Source organism: Mesorhizobium sp. M9A.F.Ca.ET.002.03.1.2 (assembly GCF_003952365.1).
GTDB lineage: Bacteria > Pseudomonadota > Alphaproteobacteria > Rhizobiales > Rhizobiaceae > Mesorhizobium.
Genome location: NZ_CP034443.1, coordinates 5,623,963 through 5,638,214, shown reverse-complemented (window position 1 = coordinate 5,638,214; position 14,252 = coordinate 5,623,963). Strand labels below are relative to the sequence as shown.

Here is a 14,252-nt window from a genome sequence, read left to right as displayed (position 1 = left end):
TCAAGCAGCATTCTGCGAATTGGATCGCGCGGCGGTCAGCACAGCCTGGATGATCGGCTCGTAACCGGTGCAGCGGCAGATATTGCCCGACAGCGCCTCGACCACCTCGTCGCGGCTGGGGTTCGGCGTGTGGTCGAGCAGAACCTTGGCAGCCATGATCATGCCCGGCGTGCAGAAGCCGCACTGGGTGGCGAAGGCGTCGAGGAAGGCGCGCTGCAAAGGATGCAGCACGCCGCCCTCCGAAAGCCCCGATGTCGTGATGATTGCCGCACCGTTGCAGGTTTCGGCCAGCGTCAGGCAGGAAAGCCGGAGCTCGCCGTCGATGATGACCGAGCAGGCGCCGCATGTCCCCTGGTGACAGCCGCCCTTCGGCGAGGTGTCGCCGATCTTGTCGCGCAGTGCGTTGAGCAGCGTCGTGCCGCTGTCGATGAATTCGGCCTTCTCCGCGCCGTTGAGCGTGAACTGGACCGGGACCTTTGCCATGTTTCCTCCTTGCGCGCCTGCTCGTGGGGCAAGCGCGCGCCTCCCAATGGATGTTTCAGGCGAGCAGCAGCCGGCCGAGATGGACCGGCAGGACTTGCGTGCGATACCAGGCACTGGCGATCGGATCAGTGGCGGGCGAAGTGTCATCGCTCGCCACAGTCAGCGCCGGCGCGATGCCGTCGCTGGTCAGCGTCCGGCCTACCAATGCCTTCTCCGCCGCCTTGGCGCGCATCGGGCGGTCGGCCATGCAGCCAAGCGCGATCCGCGAAGAAGACACGGTCCCGTCCGGCGCCTGTTCCAGCACGGCGGCGATGCTCAGCACCGAGACGCCCTTCGGCTTGACCCGCGACACTTTCAGGAAGCGAAAGACGCCTTCCGTCCGAAGCTCAAACCGGACTGCTGTGACAATGGCTTGGTTGCTTTCGCGTGTTGCCAGGAAGGCTTCGATCGGCAGGTCACCATTATCGCTGCTGACGGTGGCATCCAACGCCAGCAGCGCGACGGTGAAGTCGCCATAGGGCGCCGGTGCGAATAGATTGCCGCCGACGGTCGCCATGTTGCGTATCGCCGGGCCGCCGACGGCGCGCGCCGCCCCGCTAAGTGCAGCGAGACCCGGGTGACGGGCGATCGCCGCCATCGTCACCGAAGCGCCGATGCTGACCTTGCCGCTGGAAACGGTGATGGCCGACAGGGACGGTTCGGTCGAGCGCACGAAGCTGGAGAGCGACACGTCGCCTTCATTGGCGGCGCGAACGACCAGCGTGCCGCCGCCGAGATAGCGGGTGCCGGCGGCTCTTAGCGCCGCATTCGCGTCCTTCACCGTCGAAAAAGTCTGCAGTGCAAGCGCCATGGAACGCTCCCTTTGCTCAACTTTGGCCAGCGAAATGACTTTTCAAAGCGTTGAAACCGCCTTGGAAGACGTTGGCACCCATGCCTTCGGCCAATTTGTCGGCTTCTTCCGGGGGCGCGTCGAAGCTGGCGGTCCATTCGGCATAGGTGCGGTCGCCATCGGTCACCCGGCGCAACTGCAGCGTCGCCTTGTGATCGGTGAGCGGCTGCGGCGTTTCCAGGATGGAGTAGCTGACGAGAAAGTTCTCGTCGGAGAAGTCGAGCAGTTTTTCACGGAGGCGGGCGCCGCTGGCGAGCTGGAAGTTGCGCACGCAGCCAATCGTGCCGGCATCCTTTCCGTCTTCGATATGGCTCTCGACCATGCGCGGATGCCAGCTCGGCAGACCGTTGAAGTCGCGTATGCGCGCCCAGACCTTTTCAACCGGTGCGTCGATGACGCTGGAGATGGTGACTTTCGCCATATGAAACGCTCCCTTGCGAGTTAGCACCTCAGAAGGCTAGGGCGGCAAGCCCGGCCGTGCTTATCAATGCGTCTTGAACGCCTATCAATGAGTCTGAAAAACGTGCGCAGTCTGAAATGGCAGTCTGAAAATAGGCAGGCTGAAAAGGCTGGCGGCGGCTCAGGAAATGGCCCGCGCCGCCTCGCGGTAAAGTGTCGGCGGGACGCCGACATGGTCGCGGAAGAAGCGCGAGAAATTGCCCTGCGTGGTGAAGCCGAGATTGCAGGCGACCGAGATCAGCGGCTCTTGCGACCATTGCAATTGCCGCACCGCTTCCTCCATGCGCAGCGTGTTCCAGTAGACGTTGGGCGTGAGGTTGGTCTGTTCCTTGAACAGCGCGAAGAAATGCGGCCGCGACAGGCCGACGCTGCGCGCCACATCGTCGAAGCAGATGCGCTCGCAGACATTGGCCTTCATCAGCTGGATCGCCTTGCGGACGCGGAAGTCCTGCATCGTATGAACACGGGCGCGTGCCACTTGCGGCGCCGAGGCGTCGGCGGCATCGAGCACGCTGTCGATGAAGCGTTCGATCTCGTAGTTGGCGATGTCGTCGATGCTCTCATTGTCGCTGAGATGGTCGAGAAGGTTGGCCGCCGCCTTGTGCAGCCAGGGCTCCAGCGTGATCGCCGGCGCTGAAAACAGCGGCGCGGATGAAGGCAGGTCACGGCGCCGGCGCGCCCAGTCCGGGTCGATGTAAAAAGCCAGGAACAGGCCGGGCGTGCCGTCGCGGGACAAAGCGTGGCTGTGCGGCTGGAAGGAATTGATGCCGGCAGCGGTGCCGGGTCCAAGCCGCACCGTCTCGCGGCCGATGGTCATCTCGCCCGCCGTGCCCTCCAGCCAGATGATGATATGCGCCTCGACATGGGCATGGGTGACGAAGTCGCTGGCGACGTTCAGGACAGAAACATGTCCGAACCGGCCCCAGTAGAGCCTGATCGCTTCCGTCATGGGTATATCCTCCCGCAGGCGACTGGCCTCCCTTCGCCTGCAATGGGATAGTGCGGCTCAGTCCGGGCCTGCGTCAAGGCGCATGCGCACGCCTGGCGCCCGCCATGGGCCGCGCCGGCTGATTTTCAGACTGAGCGATAGGAAGAAGGTGAATGTTTCCAAGTCGGTATGGCTAGACCGAAGCGGTCAGGCCGCCGTCGACATAGAGCGTGTGGCCATTGACGAAGGACGACGCGTCCGAGGCCAGGAAGACGGCCGCGCCGATCAGTTCGTCGACATTGCCCCAGCGCCCGGCCGGCGTGCGCTTCTCCAGCCAGGCGGAAAATTCCGGATTGTCGACCAGCGCCTGGTTCATCTCGGTGCGGAAATAGCCGGGTGCGATCGCATTGATCTGCAGGCCGTATTTCGCCCAGTCGGCGCACATGCCCCTGGTCAGGTTCCTGATCGCGCCCTTGGTCGCGGTATAGGGGGCGATGCCGGCTCTCGCCAGTTCGCTCTGCACCGAACCGATGTTGACGATCTTGCCCCTGCCGCGCGGGATCATGTGCCGCGCCACCGCCTTGCCGGCGTGGAAGGCGCCCGAGACATTCGTCTTGAACAGGCGCTCCCACTGATCCTCGGGAAAATCCTCGAGCGGGGCGCGGAACTGCACGCCGGCATTGTTGACGAGGATGTCGATGGCGCCGATCTCGGCCTCGATCCGGGCAACGTCCTCATTGACCGCCTGAAAATCCGTCACGTCGAAGATCGACGCATGCGCCTCGAAGCCGGCGTCGCGCAGCCGCGCGACAGCGCCTCCGACCTTGTCCGGGTCGCGGCCGTTCAGCACCACGCTCGCGCCATGCCCGGCAAGGCCCTGCGCCAGGGCAAAGCCGATGCCCTGGCCCGAACCGGTGATCAGCACCAGCCGCCCGTCGAGACTGAACAGCGATTTCGTCACCAGGCTCTCTTTTGTTTTGGCCATGATCCTATCCGAAAACCGGCCTGCACTTTTCGCTGATGCGGCCCTTCGGTTCGGGATCATGGTCCTAAATTAATCGTTGCGCCTGAAATTGCGGATCCGGTCGAACAGGACCGCCAGCAGAATGGCGCCGCCAATGAAGGTGCCTTGCCAGAAGGCATTGATGCCGAGCAGGCCGAGGCTGTTGCGGATCACCTCGATCAGCGCCGCGCCGACGACGGCGCCGAAAGCCGTGCCGACGCCGCCGGCCAGATTGGCGCCGCCGATGACGGTCGCGGCGATCACCTGAAGCTCCATGCCAGCGCCGAGATTGGTGGTGACAGCGCCCAGCCAGCCGGTCTGGATGATGCCGGCAACACCCGCGGCCAGCGCCGAGATCATGTAGACCGCGACCTTGATCTGGCGCACCGGAACGCCGGTCAGCGTCGCCGCATGCTCGTTGCCGCCAATGGCGAAGATGTGCCGGCCGAACTTCGTCCAGCGCAGCGTGAAGCCGGTGATCAGCGCCAGCACGATCGTGTAAAGCACCGGATTGGCGATGCCGAACACCCAGGCGCCGCCGCCCAGTGCGAGAAGCTTGTCGTGGTCCGGTCCGAACTGGAAGACGACAGTGTTGTTGGAGGCGACCATGGCTAGGCTGCGCGCGATCGACAGCATGCCGAGCGTCACCACGAAGGGCGGAAAGCCAAGATAGGCGATCAAGACACCGTTGAAGGCGCCGATGATCAGCGCTGTCGCGATCGAAGCGGCAATGCCGATCTCGATGCCATAGCCGGCATGCATGGTCACGGCCAGCACCATCGAACATAGGCAAAGCACCGAGCCGACCGACAGGTCGATGCCGCCGGTGATGATGACGAAGGTCATGCCCAGCGCGACGATGGCGACGAAGGTGACGTTGCGGGTGATGTTGTAGAGGTTCTTGGTCGTGGCGAAGGAATCCGTGGCCACGGACAGGAACAGGCAGGCGAGGATGACCGCGATCACCACCCAGAAGGTCTGGCTGGCAAACACCCTGGTCAGCAAAGTGTGCTGTTTCTGCGCGATCGTCTGGTCAAGAGTTACTGCCATCGTCGACCTTTATCTGCTTGCGTGGTGAAACCCGCCGACATCAAACCTGTTCGATGGCGCCGGTGATCAAGCCCGTGACTTCCTCGGGCGAACTCGACGCGATCGTCTTGTCGGCGACCTTGCGGCCGCGCCGCATGACGATGACGCGCTCGGCAACGTCGAAGACGTCGGGCATGCGGTGGCTGATCAGCACGACTGCGATGCCCTGGTCGCGCAAATGGCGGATCAGGTTCAGCACTTCGGCGACCTGCCGGACCGAGATCGCCGCCGTCGGCTCGTCCATCAGCACGATCTTGGCTTGCGAAAGCATGGTGCGGGCGATCGCCACCGCCTGCCGCTGGCCGCCCGACATCTGCTTGACCAGGTCGCGCGGGCGGGTCTCGGATTTCAGCTCGGCGAAGATCTGTCCGGCGCGCTTGTACATCGCGGCGTAGTCGAGGATGCGAAACGGCCCGACGCCGCGGCGCAGCTCGCGGCCGAGATAGACGTTGGCGGCGGCCGTCAGATTGTTGCACAGCGCCAGGTCCTGATGGACGATCTCGATGCCGTGCTGACGCGCCTCCACAGGCTTGTGCAGGACCAGCTCCTTGCCGTCCATCTGCATCGTGCCGTGGCTCGGGGGGAAGTTGCCGGCGATCATCTTGACCAGCGTCGACTTGCCGGCGCCGTTGTCGCCCATCAGGCCGACCACCTGTCCGGCCTCGATCGACAGCGACACGTCGTTGACCGCCTGGATGGCGCCGAAATGTTTCGAGATGTTGGTGAGTTCGAGAACCGCCACCAGCCTTCTTCCTCCCGTGCTTTCAGGCCAGCGGTTCTGCCGCGGCCTCGCTCTCTCCAGCCCCTCCCGGAAACAGCGCTTTCGCCCATTTACGCACATGCCCCCTTGGCGTCAACAGCGGCCTCTTTCGAAAAATCCGTTTTGTAGGACAAATAGCATTGACCTTGGTCGCAAGCCGATATTAGCTAAGCGTCGAGAGATTATGCCGATCTCCTGTTCCGGCTCGCCGGGCGGGGGCGGCGGAGGTTTATCGGTCGAGGATCGGGCAGCGTCCGTCGCGCTGGTCCGCGACCGTATCTGGAAATGCTTATCGGCCCGGCTTGGCGACACGAGCGCTCGCGAAACGAACCTCTGTCATCGCGCATCCGGGCTGATCTGTGTGGCGGGCACGTCGTGTCCGTCTGTTTCAAGGGAGGACTGACATGAGGAAATCACTATTGCTCGCTGCCGTCGCCATGTTGGCGTTGGGTGCCGGGCCGGCTTTGGCCAAGAAACAGCTCGTCATCGTGGTCAAGGGTCTCGACAATCCATTCTTCGAGGCCATCCACCAGGGCTGCGAGAAGTGGAACTCGGAAAACGCCAGCTCGGAATATGAGTGCTTCTACACCGGACCGGCATCGACCTCCGACGAGGCCGGCGAAGCCCAGATCGTCCAGGACATGCTGAGCAAGCCGGACACGGTGGCGATGGCCATTTCGCCGTCCAACGCGCCGCTGATCGCGCAGACGATCAAAAGCGCCAATCCGTCGATCCCGATCATGACCCTCGACGCCGACCTTGCCAAGGAAGATGCGGCGCTGCGCAAGACCTATCTCGGCACCGACAATTATCTGATGGGCTTCAAGATCGGCGAGTACATCAAGAAGGGCAAGCCGGATGGTGGCAAGATCTGCACCATTGAAGGCAATCCAGCGGCCGACAACATCCTGCGCCGCGCCCAGGGCATGCGCGACGCGCTTTCAGGCCAGAAGGATCTCCCGGCGCTGGCCGGCGAGGGCGGCTGGACCGAGGTCGCAGGCTGCCCGGTGTTCACCAATGACGACGGCGCCAAGGGCGTGCAGGCGATGACCGATATCCTCGCCGCCAATCCCGACCTCGACGCCTTCGGCATCATGGGCGGCTGGCCGCTGTTCGGCGCGCCGCAGCCCTATCGCGACCTGTTCAAGCCGATGGCCGAGAAGATCGCCAGCAACGAGTTCGTCATCGGCGCCGCCGATACGATCGGTGACGAAGTGGCGATTGCCCGTGAAGGTCTGGTGACCGCACTGGTCGGCCAGCGGCCGTTCGAGATGGGCTACAAGGCGCCCTCGGTGATGATCGACCTGATCGAAGGCAAGCCCGTCGAGGATCCGGTCTTCACCGGTCTCGACGAGTGCACCAAGGATACGGTCGACACCTGCATCCAGAAGTAGGTTCGCAGTTTTCGGGGCGTCCGATCGACGGGCGCCCCGTCACACCGGTTCACGAAAACGTACGAGGTGACGGTGCCGGGGCGATGCGCTCCAGCTTTGCCGCGCCTTGAGTTCAGCCGTGCCGGGGAACATGAATGTCGCACGCAAGACCAAATAAGCGACTTACCAAGGTCAAGGCACTGGCCAAGGTCAAGGCACCGGCCAAGGACAAGGCACCAGCCAAGGTGAGGGCCCCGGCCGCCCGTCCGGCCGGCGCTCGCCGTGCCGACGCAGCGCTGATCCCCGGATCGAGCGTGCATGCGTCGCTGGCCAACGAGATCGGTCTCAGGATCGTGCGCGGCGACTATCCGCCGGGAACCATCCTGCCCAACGAAGCCAAATGGTCGGAGACCTTCGACGTCAGCCGCTCGGCGGTGCGCGAGGCGATCAAGATGCTGATGGCCAAGAGCCTGCTCGCCTCGCGCCCCAAGATCGGCAGCTGGGTCGAGCCGAAAGAACGCTGGAACCTGCTCGATCGTGACGTGCTGGCCTGGTACGCGACCGCACCCGACCGCGAAATGTTCCTGCGCACCGTCCAGGAATTCCGCCACATCATCGAGCCGGAAGCCAGCGCCTTTGCCGCGATCCGGCACAGCGACGAGCAGATGGCCGAGATCAGCCAGGCCTGCCGGGAGATGGGCGAGGCGGCAACGCTGCCGGAGCGCACCCGCGCCGACACGCGTTTCCATCTCGCCATCCTGCGCGCCTCGGGCAACGATCTCCTGGTGCCGCTCGGCGTGCTGATCGAATCGGCGCTCGACCATCTGTTCGTCTTCGTCACACTCCAGACCAGCGACCAGCGGCGGGCACAGTCACTGCATGAGGCGATCGAAAAGAACATCCGTCTCAGGCGCCCGGCGGCCGCAAGGAATGCCGTGCACAGGCTGCTCGCCAACACCGACGACGTTATCGGGCGGTCGCGGCGGTGATTTATTCATTGACGCTAGCGCCGCCGCTCACTGCTTTTTCCTATCCTTGGTCGGCGTCAGGTCGACGCCGTTGACCTTGCCGATATGGGTCGCCAGCATCGGCACATATTGATCGGCCGGCCCGGCGGCGAAGGCGCCGGCGAAGGCGTTCTTGGTGGCATTGCCGAGCGGGTTGGCGATGCCGGCGGCACCCGCCATCGATTCGAGATAGGTGAGGTCCTTGAAGGCGTTGGCGATGGTGAATTTGTGGGCGTCGCGGTCGCCTTCAAGCGTCCAGCGCATGAAGGTCTGGTAGAAGCCGCAATCCATGCGGCCGTTGCGGATGACACTGTCGAAACGCGGCGGCGAGATGCCGACCTTCTCGGCCAGCGCCAGCGCCTCCGAATAGATCGCCGCGTAGCCGAGCGAGATGAAATTGTTGAGCAGCTTCATGCGGTGGCCGTCGCCGGTGTCGCCGATATGGACGATGCGTCCGGCCCAGGTGTCGAGCACCGGCTTCAGCCGGGCAAAGACCGCGTCGGACGCGCCGACCATGGCGTCGAGCGTGCCTTCCCAGGCCTCCTTCGGCGTGCGGCTGAGCGGAGCGTCGACATAGTCGACGCCGAGCGCCTTGAGTTCGGCTGCAAGCGCCACGGTCGAGGTTGGGTCCGAGGTCGAGCAATCGACGACGACCGAGCCCTTTTTCAGGCCCTCCTTGAGGCCGCCGGGTCCGCGGATGATGGCTTCGACCTCGCGCGAGCCGGTGACGCAGATGAAGACGATATCGGATGCCGCCGCCACGTCGCGCGAGGTCGCCGCTTCCTTCGCGCCCCGGCCGAGCAGGTCTTCCGCCGGAGCGCGGTTCTTGCGGCCGAGAAACGTCAGGGAATAGCCCTTGTCGACGATGTTCTTCGCGATTCCGTGGCCCATCAGGCCAAGGCCGATGAAGCCGATCTTTTCGCTCGCGGCAGTCGTGGTCATGTCGGTTCGTCCTGTTTGCGGGTGGTCGATAGCAACGCTGCCGTTGGCAGGCGCGGTGTTGAAGCGGGTTTTTGCCGCAGGCCATGGTAGGCGATTGCAGAGTTCGATATTGTCTGACAATACACATGAATTCTAGGGAATGTGGAGAGCAAAATGACGAAGCGGATCATGTTCACCGGCGGCAGCGGCAAGGCCGGGCGTCATGTCGTGCAGTATCTGGTCGAGCAGGGCTGCCAGGTGCTCAACATCGACACCAAGCCGCTCGACAATCCCAAGGTGCGCACGCTGATCACCGACATCACCGACAGCGGGCAGGTGTTCAATGCGCTGTCGAGCTATATGGGCCTGCATGAGTTCGACCCGTCGCTGCGCGCGCAGCCAGTCGATGCCGTGGTGCATTTCGCCGCCATCCCGCGCATCATGATCACGCCCGACAACGAGGTGTTCCGCATCAACGCGCTCGGCACCTACAATGTCATCGAGGCGGCGGTGAAACTCGGTATCCGCAAGGTCGTGATCGCCTCCAGCGAGACGACCTATGGGCTGGTCTTCGCCAACGAGCCGCGTGATCCGACGCATTTCCCGCTCGACGAGGAGTACGATGTCGATCCGATGGACAGCTATGCGCTGTCCAAGATCGTCAACGAGAAGACGGCGCGCGCCTTCGCGTTGCGCAGCGGCATCGACATCTATGCCTTGCGCATCGGCAACGTCATCGAGCCGCATGAATATTCGCTGTTTCCGAAATGGTTCGCCGATCCGGGTTTCCGCAAGCGGATCGCCTGGAGCTATGTCGACGCGCGCGACCTCGGCCAGATCACGTTGCGGGCCATCGAGAAGGACGGGCTCGGCTATCAGGTGTTCAACGCCGCCAATGATGACACGTCATCCGACCTGCCGACGGCTGAACTCTTGAAGCGGTTTTATCCCGATGTGCCGGTCAAGGGCGAACTCGGCGAATACGAGACGCTGCTCTCCAACCGCAAGGCGCGGGATGTGCTCGGTTTTCGTCCGGAGCATAGCTGGCGGAAGTACGTCAAGACGGCCTGACAGGGCGATGGCTTCGGGCTGATCTGTGCACAGAAGCGGGCTTTGCGGCCCGAGGCTTTTCCCGTGCTTGACAGCTTTCGGAATCCGGACTTTGTGAACGCATGCGGGACGGGAAGCCGAACACGGGAAAAACACCGGCCAAGGCGGCGTCCGCCGAGCGCCCGGCCGCCGCTCGCCGTGCCCCGGCCGGCGTTCGCCGTGCCGACGCTGCGCGTATGCCTGGATCGAGCGTGCATGCGTCGCTGGCCAACGAGATCGGCCTCAGAATCGTGCGCGGCGACTATCCGCCGGGAACCATCCTGCCCAACGAAGCCAAATGGTCGGAGACCTTCAATGTCAGCCGCTCGGCGGTGCGCGAAGCGATCAAGATGCTGATGGCCAAGAGCCTGCTTGCCTCGCGCCCGAAGATCGGCAGCTGGGTCGAGCCGAAAGAACGCTGGAACCTGCTCGATCGTGACGTGCTGGCGTGGTACGCGACATCGCCCGACCGCGAGGTGTTCCTGAAAACCGTGCAGGAATTCCGCCACATCATCGAGCCCGAAGCGACGGCTTTCGCCGCCATGCGGCGCACGGACGAGCAGATGGCCGAGATCAGCCGGGCCTGCCGGGAAATGGGCGAGGCGACGACGCTGCAGGAGCGCACCCGCGCCGACACGCGTTTTCATCTCGCCATCCTGCGCGCCTCGGGCAACGATCTCCTGGTGCCGCTCGGCGTGCTGATCGAATCGGCTTTCGATCATCTGTTCGCCTATACGACGCGGGAACTGGATGATCTGCAGCACGCGCAGAAGCTGCACGAGGCGATCGAGAGAAACATCCGCCTGCAGCGGCCGGATGCGGCACGCAACGCGGTGCGCAAGCTGCTGGCCAATACCGACGGCGTCATCAAATCGAGGTAAGTCGATGTTCAGGTGACGCCGTCTTGTTCTATCCTTCTCTCGGACGCCCAAATGCGGCGCGCAGTTCGTCCTTGGCGTCCTCCAGCACTTTCTTCTGCGTGGCCGGCAGGTTCTTGCCGGCGCGGTTGATGTAGAAATTCAGCATCGACATGGCGGACTGGAACGGCTCGGCCTTGCGCCGCTCGCTGTGCTCGGCCGATCGCTTGAGCGAGGCCGCGATCTTTTTGGGGTCGTGGGATTCGAAAACATGTTGCTCGAGATCCAGCGCATCGCTGTGCTCGGTCACCTCGGCAGACCATTTCCTTTTCGCGGTCATGGCAAACTCCTTCCCTTGATGAGTTGATGGAAAACGCCGGGACGGCGGCTGCCGTTCCACTGCCGCTTAAATCCCTGGAGCCACGGATTTGCCTGTCGTGGCGCTGCACGGCGCCGCGAATGCGCCGATAGTGGTGTCGAACCGGTCGATTTCACAGAACCGCGACGGGAAACGCCTTGACCACAACCGTCTCCAGCCAGGCAAGCAGCCGCGGCATCGACAGCGCCTATGCCTGGATGCGGCTCGGTATTTCGGTGCTTTTGGCGACGATCGGCGGCGTCGGCATGTGGGCGGTCGTCGTGGTGCTGCCCGCCGTGCAGGCCGAATTCGGCGTCGATCGGGCGGCCGCGTCGATGCCCTATACCGCGACCATGGTCGGCTTCGCCGCCGGCAACGTGCTGGTCGGCCGCGCCATCGACCGCATGGGCTACTGGATCCCGGCGCTCATTGCCTCGGTGGCGCTCGGCGCCGGTTTCCTGCTGGCGTCGCTGACCACGTCGATCCTGCAATTCACCCTTGCCCAGGGGATTTTGATCGGCGTCGGTACATCGGCGATCTTCGGGCCGCTGATTGTCGACATCTCGCACTGGTTCAACCGCCGGCGCGGCGTCGCGGTGACGGCTGCCGCCGCCGGCAGCTATCTCGCCGGGACGATCTGGCCGGTGGCCATGCCCTATGTCATGCGGGCCGAAGGCTGGCGCTTCACCTACGCTGCGATCGGAGTCGTCTGCCTCGCGACGATGGTGCCGCTGATCCTGCTGCTAAGGCGCGGCGCGCCACGTGCCGCCGCTCCCGGATCGCCCGGCAGCCGGCCGGTCCAGCCGATCTCGCTGTCGCCGGCAGCTCTGCAGGTGCTGCTCGTCGTCGCCGGCCTTGGCTGCTGCGTGGCGATGTCGATGCCGCAGGTCCATATCGTCGCCTATTGCATGGACCTCGGCTACGGCGTGGCGCGGGGCGCCGACATGCTGTCGATCATGATGGCGGCGGGCGTCGTCAGCCGGCTGGCGTCCGGCTTTCTCGCCGACCGCATCGGCGGCGTGAAAACCCTGCTGATCGGCTCGGTGCTGCAAGGCCTGTCGCTGTTGCTCTACATCCCCTTCGACGGGCTCGCCTCGCTTTACGTGGTCTCGCTGGTCTTCGGCCTGTCGCAAGGCGGTATCGTGCCTTGCTATGCCATCATCGTGCGCGAATACATGCCCGCCAAAGAGGCCGGCCAGCGCGTCGGCATCGTCATAATGGCGACCATCTTCGGCATGGCGATCGGCGGCTGGATGTCGGGCTGGATCTACGACCTGACCGGCTCCTACGCCGCCGCGTTCCTCAACGGCATTGCCTGGAACCTGCTGAATGTAGCGGCTATGGTGCTGCTTTTGTGGAAGGCGCGACGCAGCGCCGCGGCGATGGCCTGAAACGAGGCTGCCTGAGCCAATCACCGCACAGAAAACCCGCCTCGGCAGGGTCGCTGGCGCAAATCAGCACCATGAATAAATTCCTATCATAACTGCCGTCATCAGTCAAGTTGAAACCAGCCACAGTTCAGGGCAATCGCTCCAGGTTTGCGCTGCCCCTCACCCCGGCCTCTCCCCGTGAAAAACGGGGAAAGGGGTCGCCAGCGTTGCGGCAGGCGGATGAGGGGCGGTGCCGACATCGACAATTGGTCATTCGAACATGAGTTGGATGCCATCGTTTGTGCGAAGCGATTGTCCTGGCCGTCCTGCCCGTTCGCTTGACAATGGGGTAAGGCTGCGCGACGCCAGACGGGTGGGGCCGCAGGTCGGGTGGTATAGCGAGAGTGGCAAAGACGCTGAACATCGTTGCGTGGTCGGGCTTCGGCGCAGGCGCCGCGTTCGGGACAAGGCTGTGACCAGACCGCGCTCGCGCCGCGGCGGCGGCCGTCCGACGATCGCCGATGTCGCGCGCAGGGCCGGCGTCGGCGCCATCACCGTCTCGCGCGCCTTGCGCGAGCCGGAGCGTGTTTCGGAGGATCTGCGCCGCCAGATCCAGGCGGCCGTCGATGAACTCGGCTATCTGCCCGACCCGAATGCGCGGGCGCTGGCTTCGGCGCGCGCCGAGGTCTTTGGCGTGCTGGTGCCTTCGCTCACCAACAGCGTCTTTGCCGAAGTGCTGCGCGGCATCTATGACAGCCTGTCGGACAGCTCCTTCCGCATCCAGCTCGGCAACACCCATTATTCCGGCCTTGAGGAGGAACGGCTGCTGCAAGTGTTCGGTCCCCAGCGCCCGGCCGCGCTGATCGTGGCGGGCATCGACCAGACACCAACATCGCGAAGACTGCTCGAGACGGCCGGCTGCCCTGTGGTCCAGGTCATGGAGACCGGGCCCGATCCGGTCGACATGATGGTGGGCTTCTCGCATTTCGACGGGGGCAGGGCGGCGACCGTGCACATGATCGAAATGGGCTATCGCCGCATCGGCTTCATCGGCGCCCGCATGGACCCGCGCTCGCAGCGGCGTCTGGCCGGCTATCGCGCGGCAATGGAGGCGGCCGGCCTGTTCGACGCGCGGCTGGTCACCACCACGCCGGTGCCGTCCAGCGTGACGCTCGGGCGCGAACTGTTCCGCGATGCGCTGGCCAAGGCGCCGACGCTCGACGGGGTTTTCTGCAACAATGACGACATCGCGCTCGGCGTATTGTTCGAGTGCCACCGCGCCTCGATCGCCGTGCCGAAGACGATCGGCATCACCGGCTTCAACGATCTCGACATGATGGAAGTGGCCTTTCCGTCGATCACCAGCATCCGGACGCCTCGCTACGAGATCGGCCGGCGGGCGGTCGCCATGGCGCTTGCGGCGATTGCCGGCAAGCGGCCGCAAGAGCCGGTCGTCGACCTCGGCTTCGAACTCAAGCGCCGCGAGAGCACGGCCCGCTGAAAAGCACTTTGCAGGCATTCGCGAAATGCCGCTTTACACTGCGCCATGGTAGCGCTACCATTCGCCTTAGGGTGAAAGCTCGCGGCAAAGACCGAAGTCTGTTTATTATATATAAGCGACAGGTAAAGCTTGTTTATTATATATAATATGATAGTTTTTACTCCG

General features: G+C 64.0%; 15 protein-coding genes. 6 read left to right on the top strand and 9 right to left on the bottom strand.

Going from position 1 to position 14,252, the window contains the following annotated elements; all coding sequences use genetic code 11:
- From EJ066_RS27285 to EJ066_RS27255, 7 genes are all read right to left on the bottom strand, one after another.
- Nucleotides 1-483, bottom strand: coding sequence for a (2Fe-2S)-binding protein (locus tag EJ066_RS27285; protein WP_126043029.1), 483 nt, complete (start codon nucleotides 481-483; stop codon nucleotides 1-3).
- A 55-nt stretch (nucleotides 484-538) separates the two neighbouring features.
- Nucleotides 539-1,333, bottom strand: a complete 795-nt coding sequence (locus tag EJ066_RS27280) for an FAD binding domain-containing protein (protein ID WP_126043028.1) — start codon at nucleotides 1,331-1,333, stop codon at nucleotides 539-541.
- A 16-nt stretch (nucleotides 1,334-1,349) separates the two neighbouring features.
- Nucleotides 1,350-1,793: an SRPBCC family protein gene (locus tag EJ066_RS27275; protein WP_126043027.1), complete on the bottom strand. Its 444-nt coding sequence runs from the start codon at nucleotides 1,791-1,793 to the stop codon at nucleotides 1,350-1,352.
- A 159-nt stretch (nucleotides 1,794-1,952) separates the two neighbouring features.
- Nucleotides 1,953-2,780 carry an AraC family transcriptional regulator gene (locus EJ066_RS27270; protein ID WP_126043026.1) on the bottom strand — a complete coding sequence of 276 codons (828 nt, stop codon included), beginning with the start codon at nucleotides 2,778-2,780 and terminating at the stop codon, nucleotides 1,953-1,955.
- Between the two features lie 172 nt (nucleotides 2,781-2,952).
- Complete coding sequence (locus EJ066_RS27265; RefSeq protein WP_189644375.1) at nucleotides 2,953-3,744, bottom strand: SDR family oxidoreductase; 792 nt, start codon at nucleotides 3,742-3,744, stop codon at nucleotides 2,953-2,955.
- Between the two features lie 69 nt (nucleotides 3,745-3,813).
- Nucleotides 3,814-4,812, bottom strand: coding sequence for an ABC transporter permease (locus EJ066_RS27260; RefSeq protein WP_126043025.1), 999 nt, complete (start codon nucleotides 4,810-4,812; stop codon nucleotides 3,814-3,816).
- Nucleotides 4,813-4,852: 40 nt separating this feature from the next.
- Nucleotides 4,853-5,593 (bottom strand): ATP-binding cassette domain-containing protein, encoded by a 741-nt coding sequence (locus EJ066_RS27255; protein WP_126043024.1) that lies wholly within the window; start codon nucleotides 5,591-5,593, stop codon nucleotides 4,853-4,855.
- A 422-nt stretch (nucleotides 5,594-6,015) separates the two neighbouring features.
- On the opposite strand from EJ066_RS27255, the gene EJ066_RS27250 reads away from it, so the two are divergent.
- Nucleotides 6,016-7,005: a sugar-binding protein gene (locus EJ066_RS27250; RefSeq protein ID WP_126043023.1), complete on the top strand. Its 990-nt coding sequence runs from the start codon at nucleotides 6,016-6,018 to the stop codon at nucleotides 7,003-7,005.
- 134 nt (nucleotides 7,006-7,139) lie between these two features.
- Complete coding sequence (locus EJ066_RS27245; protein ID WP_245454987.1) at nucleotides 7,140-7,973, top strand: FadR/GntR family transcriptional regulator; 834 nt, start codon at nucleotides 7,140-7,142, stop codon at nucleotides 7,971-7,973.
- Nucleotides 7,974-8,000: 27 nt separating this feature from the next.
- Here the strand turns inward: EJ066_RS27245 and EJ066_RS27240 are convergent, their stop codons facing one another.
- Nucleotides 8,001-8,933 (bottom strand): NAD(P)-dependent oxidoreductase, encoded by a 933-nt coding sequence (locus EJ066_RS27240; protein ID WP_126043022.1) that lies wholly within the window; start codon nucleotides 8,931-8,933, stop codon nucleotides 8,001-8,003.
- Nucleotides 8,934-9,086: 153 nt separating this feature from the next.
- On the opposite strand from EJ066_RS27240, the gene EJ066_RS27235 reads away from it, so the two are divergent.
- Entirely contained in the window at nucleotides 9,087-9,983 is an 897-nt protein-coding gene (locus tag EJ066_RS27235) for an NAD(P)-dependent oxidoreductase (RefSeq protein ID WP_126043021.1), read from the top strand.
- Nucleotides 9,984-10,084: 101 nt separating this feature from the next.
- Nucleotides 10,085-10,882, top strand: coding sequence for a FadR/GntR family transcriptional regulator (locus EJ066_RS27230; RefSeq protein ID WP_126043020.1), 798 nt, complete (start codon nucleotides 10,085-10,087; stop codon nucleotides 10,880-10,882).
- Nucleotides 10,883-10,910: 28 nt separating this feature from the next.
- Here EJ066_RS27230 and EJ066_RS27225 read toward each other — a convergent pair whose 3' ends face one another.
- Nucleotides 10,911-11,198 (bottom strand): DUF3175 domain-containing protein, encoded by a 288-nt coding sequence (locus tag EJ066_RS27225; RefSeq protein WP_126043019.1) that lies wholly within the window; start codon nucleotides 11,196-11,198, stop codon nucleotides 10,911-10,913.
- A 176-nt stretch (nucleotides 11,199-11,374) separates the two neighbouring features.
- Between EJ066_RS27225 and EJ066_RS27220 the strand changes: the two genes are divergently transcribed.
- A complete protein-coding gene (locus EJ066_RS27220) occupies nucleotides 11,375-12,607 on the top strand; it encodes an MFS transporter (protein WP_245454986.1) in 1,233 nt (410 codons plus the stop codon).
- A gap of 451 nt (nucleotides 12,608-13,058) precedes the next feature.
- The gene (locus tag EJ066_RS27215; RefSeq protein ID WP_126043018.1) at nucleotides 13,059-14,087 is read left to right on the top strand and encodes a LacI family DNA-binding transcriptional regulator; all 1,029 of its coding nucleotides are present in this window, start codon (nucleotides 13,059-13,061) and stop codon (nucleotides 14,085-14,087) included.
- Nucleotides 14,088-14,252 lie beyond the last annotated feature (165 nt).

What these genes read in the sequence shown, in the direction of transcription:
- EJ066_RS27285 (WP_126043029.1), bottom strand. Translation starts at nt 483, where the DNA reads ATGGCAAAGGTCCCGGTCCAGTTCACGCTCAACGGCGCGGAGAAGGCC.
- EJ066_RS27280 (WP_126043028.1), bottom strand. Translation starts at nt 1,333, where the DNA reads ATGGCGCTTGCACTGCAGACTTTTTCGACGGTGAAGGACGCGAATGCG.
- EJ066_RS27275 (WP_126043027.1), bottom strand. Translation starts at nt 1,793, where the DNA reads ATGGCGAAAGTCACCATCTCCAGCGTCATCGACGCACCGGTTGAAAAG.
- EJ066_RS27270 (WP_126043026.1), bottom strand. Translation starts at nt 2,780, where the DNA reads ATGACGGAAGCGATCAGGCTCTACTGGGGCCGGTTCGGACATGTTTCT.
- EJ066_RS27265 (WP_189644375.1), bottom strand. Translation starts at nt 3,744, where the DNA reads ATGGCCAAAACAAAAGAGAGCCTGGTGACGAAATCGCTGTTCAGTCTC.
- EJ066_RS27260 (WP_126043025.1), bottom strand. Translation starts at nt 4,812, where the DNA reads ATGGCAGTAACTCTTGACCAGACGATCGCGCAGAAACAGCACACTTTG.
- EJ066_RS27250 (WP_126043023.1), top strand. Translation starts at nt 6,016, where the DNA reads ATGAGGAAATCACTATTGCTCGCTGCCGTCGCCATGTTGGCGTTGGGT.
- EJ066_RS27245 (WP_245454987.1), top strand. Translation starts at nt 7,140, where the DNA reads ATGTCGCACGCAAGACCAAATAAGCGACTTACCAAGGTCAAGGCACTG.
- EJ066_RS27240 (WP_126043022.1), bottom strand. Translation starts at nt 8,933, where the DNA reads ATGACCACGACTGCCGCGAGCGAAAAGATCGGCTTCATCGGCCTTGGC.
- EJ066_RS27235 (WP_126043021.1), top strand. Translation starts at nt 9,087, where the DNA reads ATGACGAAGCGGATCATGTTCACCGGCGGCAGCGGCAAGGCCGGGCGT.
- EJ066_RS27230 (WP_126043020.1), top strand. Translation starts at nt 10,085, where the DNA reads ATGCGGGACGGGAAGCCGAACACGGGAAAAACACCGGCCAAGGCGGCG.
- EJ066_RS27225 (WP_126043019.1), bottom strand. Translation starts at nt 11,198, where the DNA reads ATGACCGCGAAAAGGAAATGGTCTGCCGAGGTGACCGAGCACAGCGAT.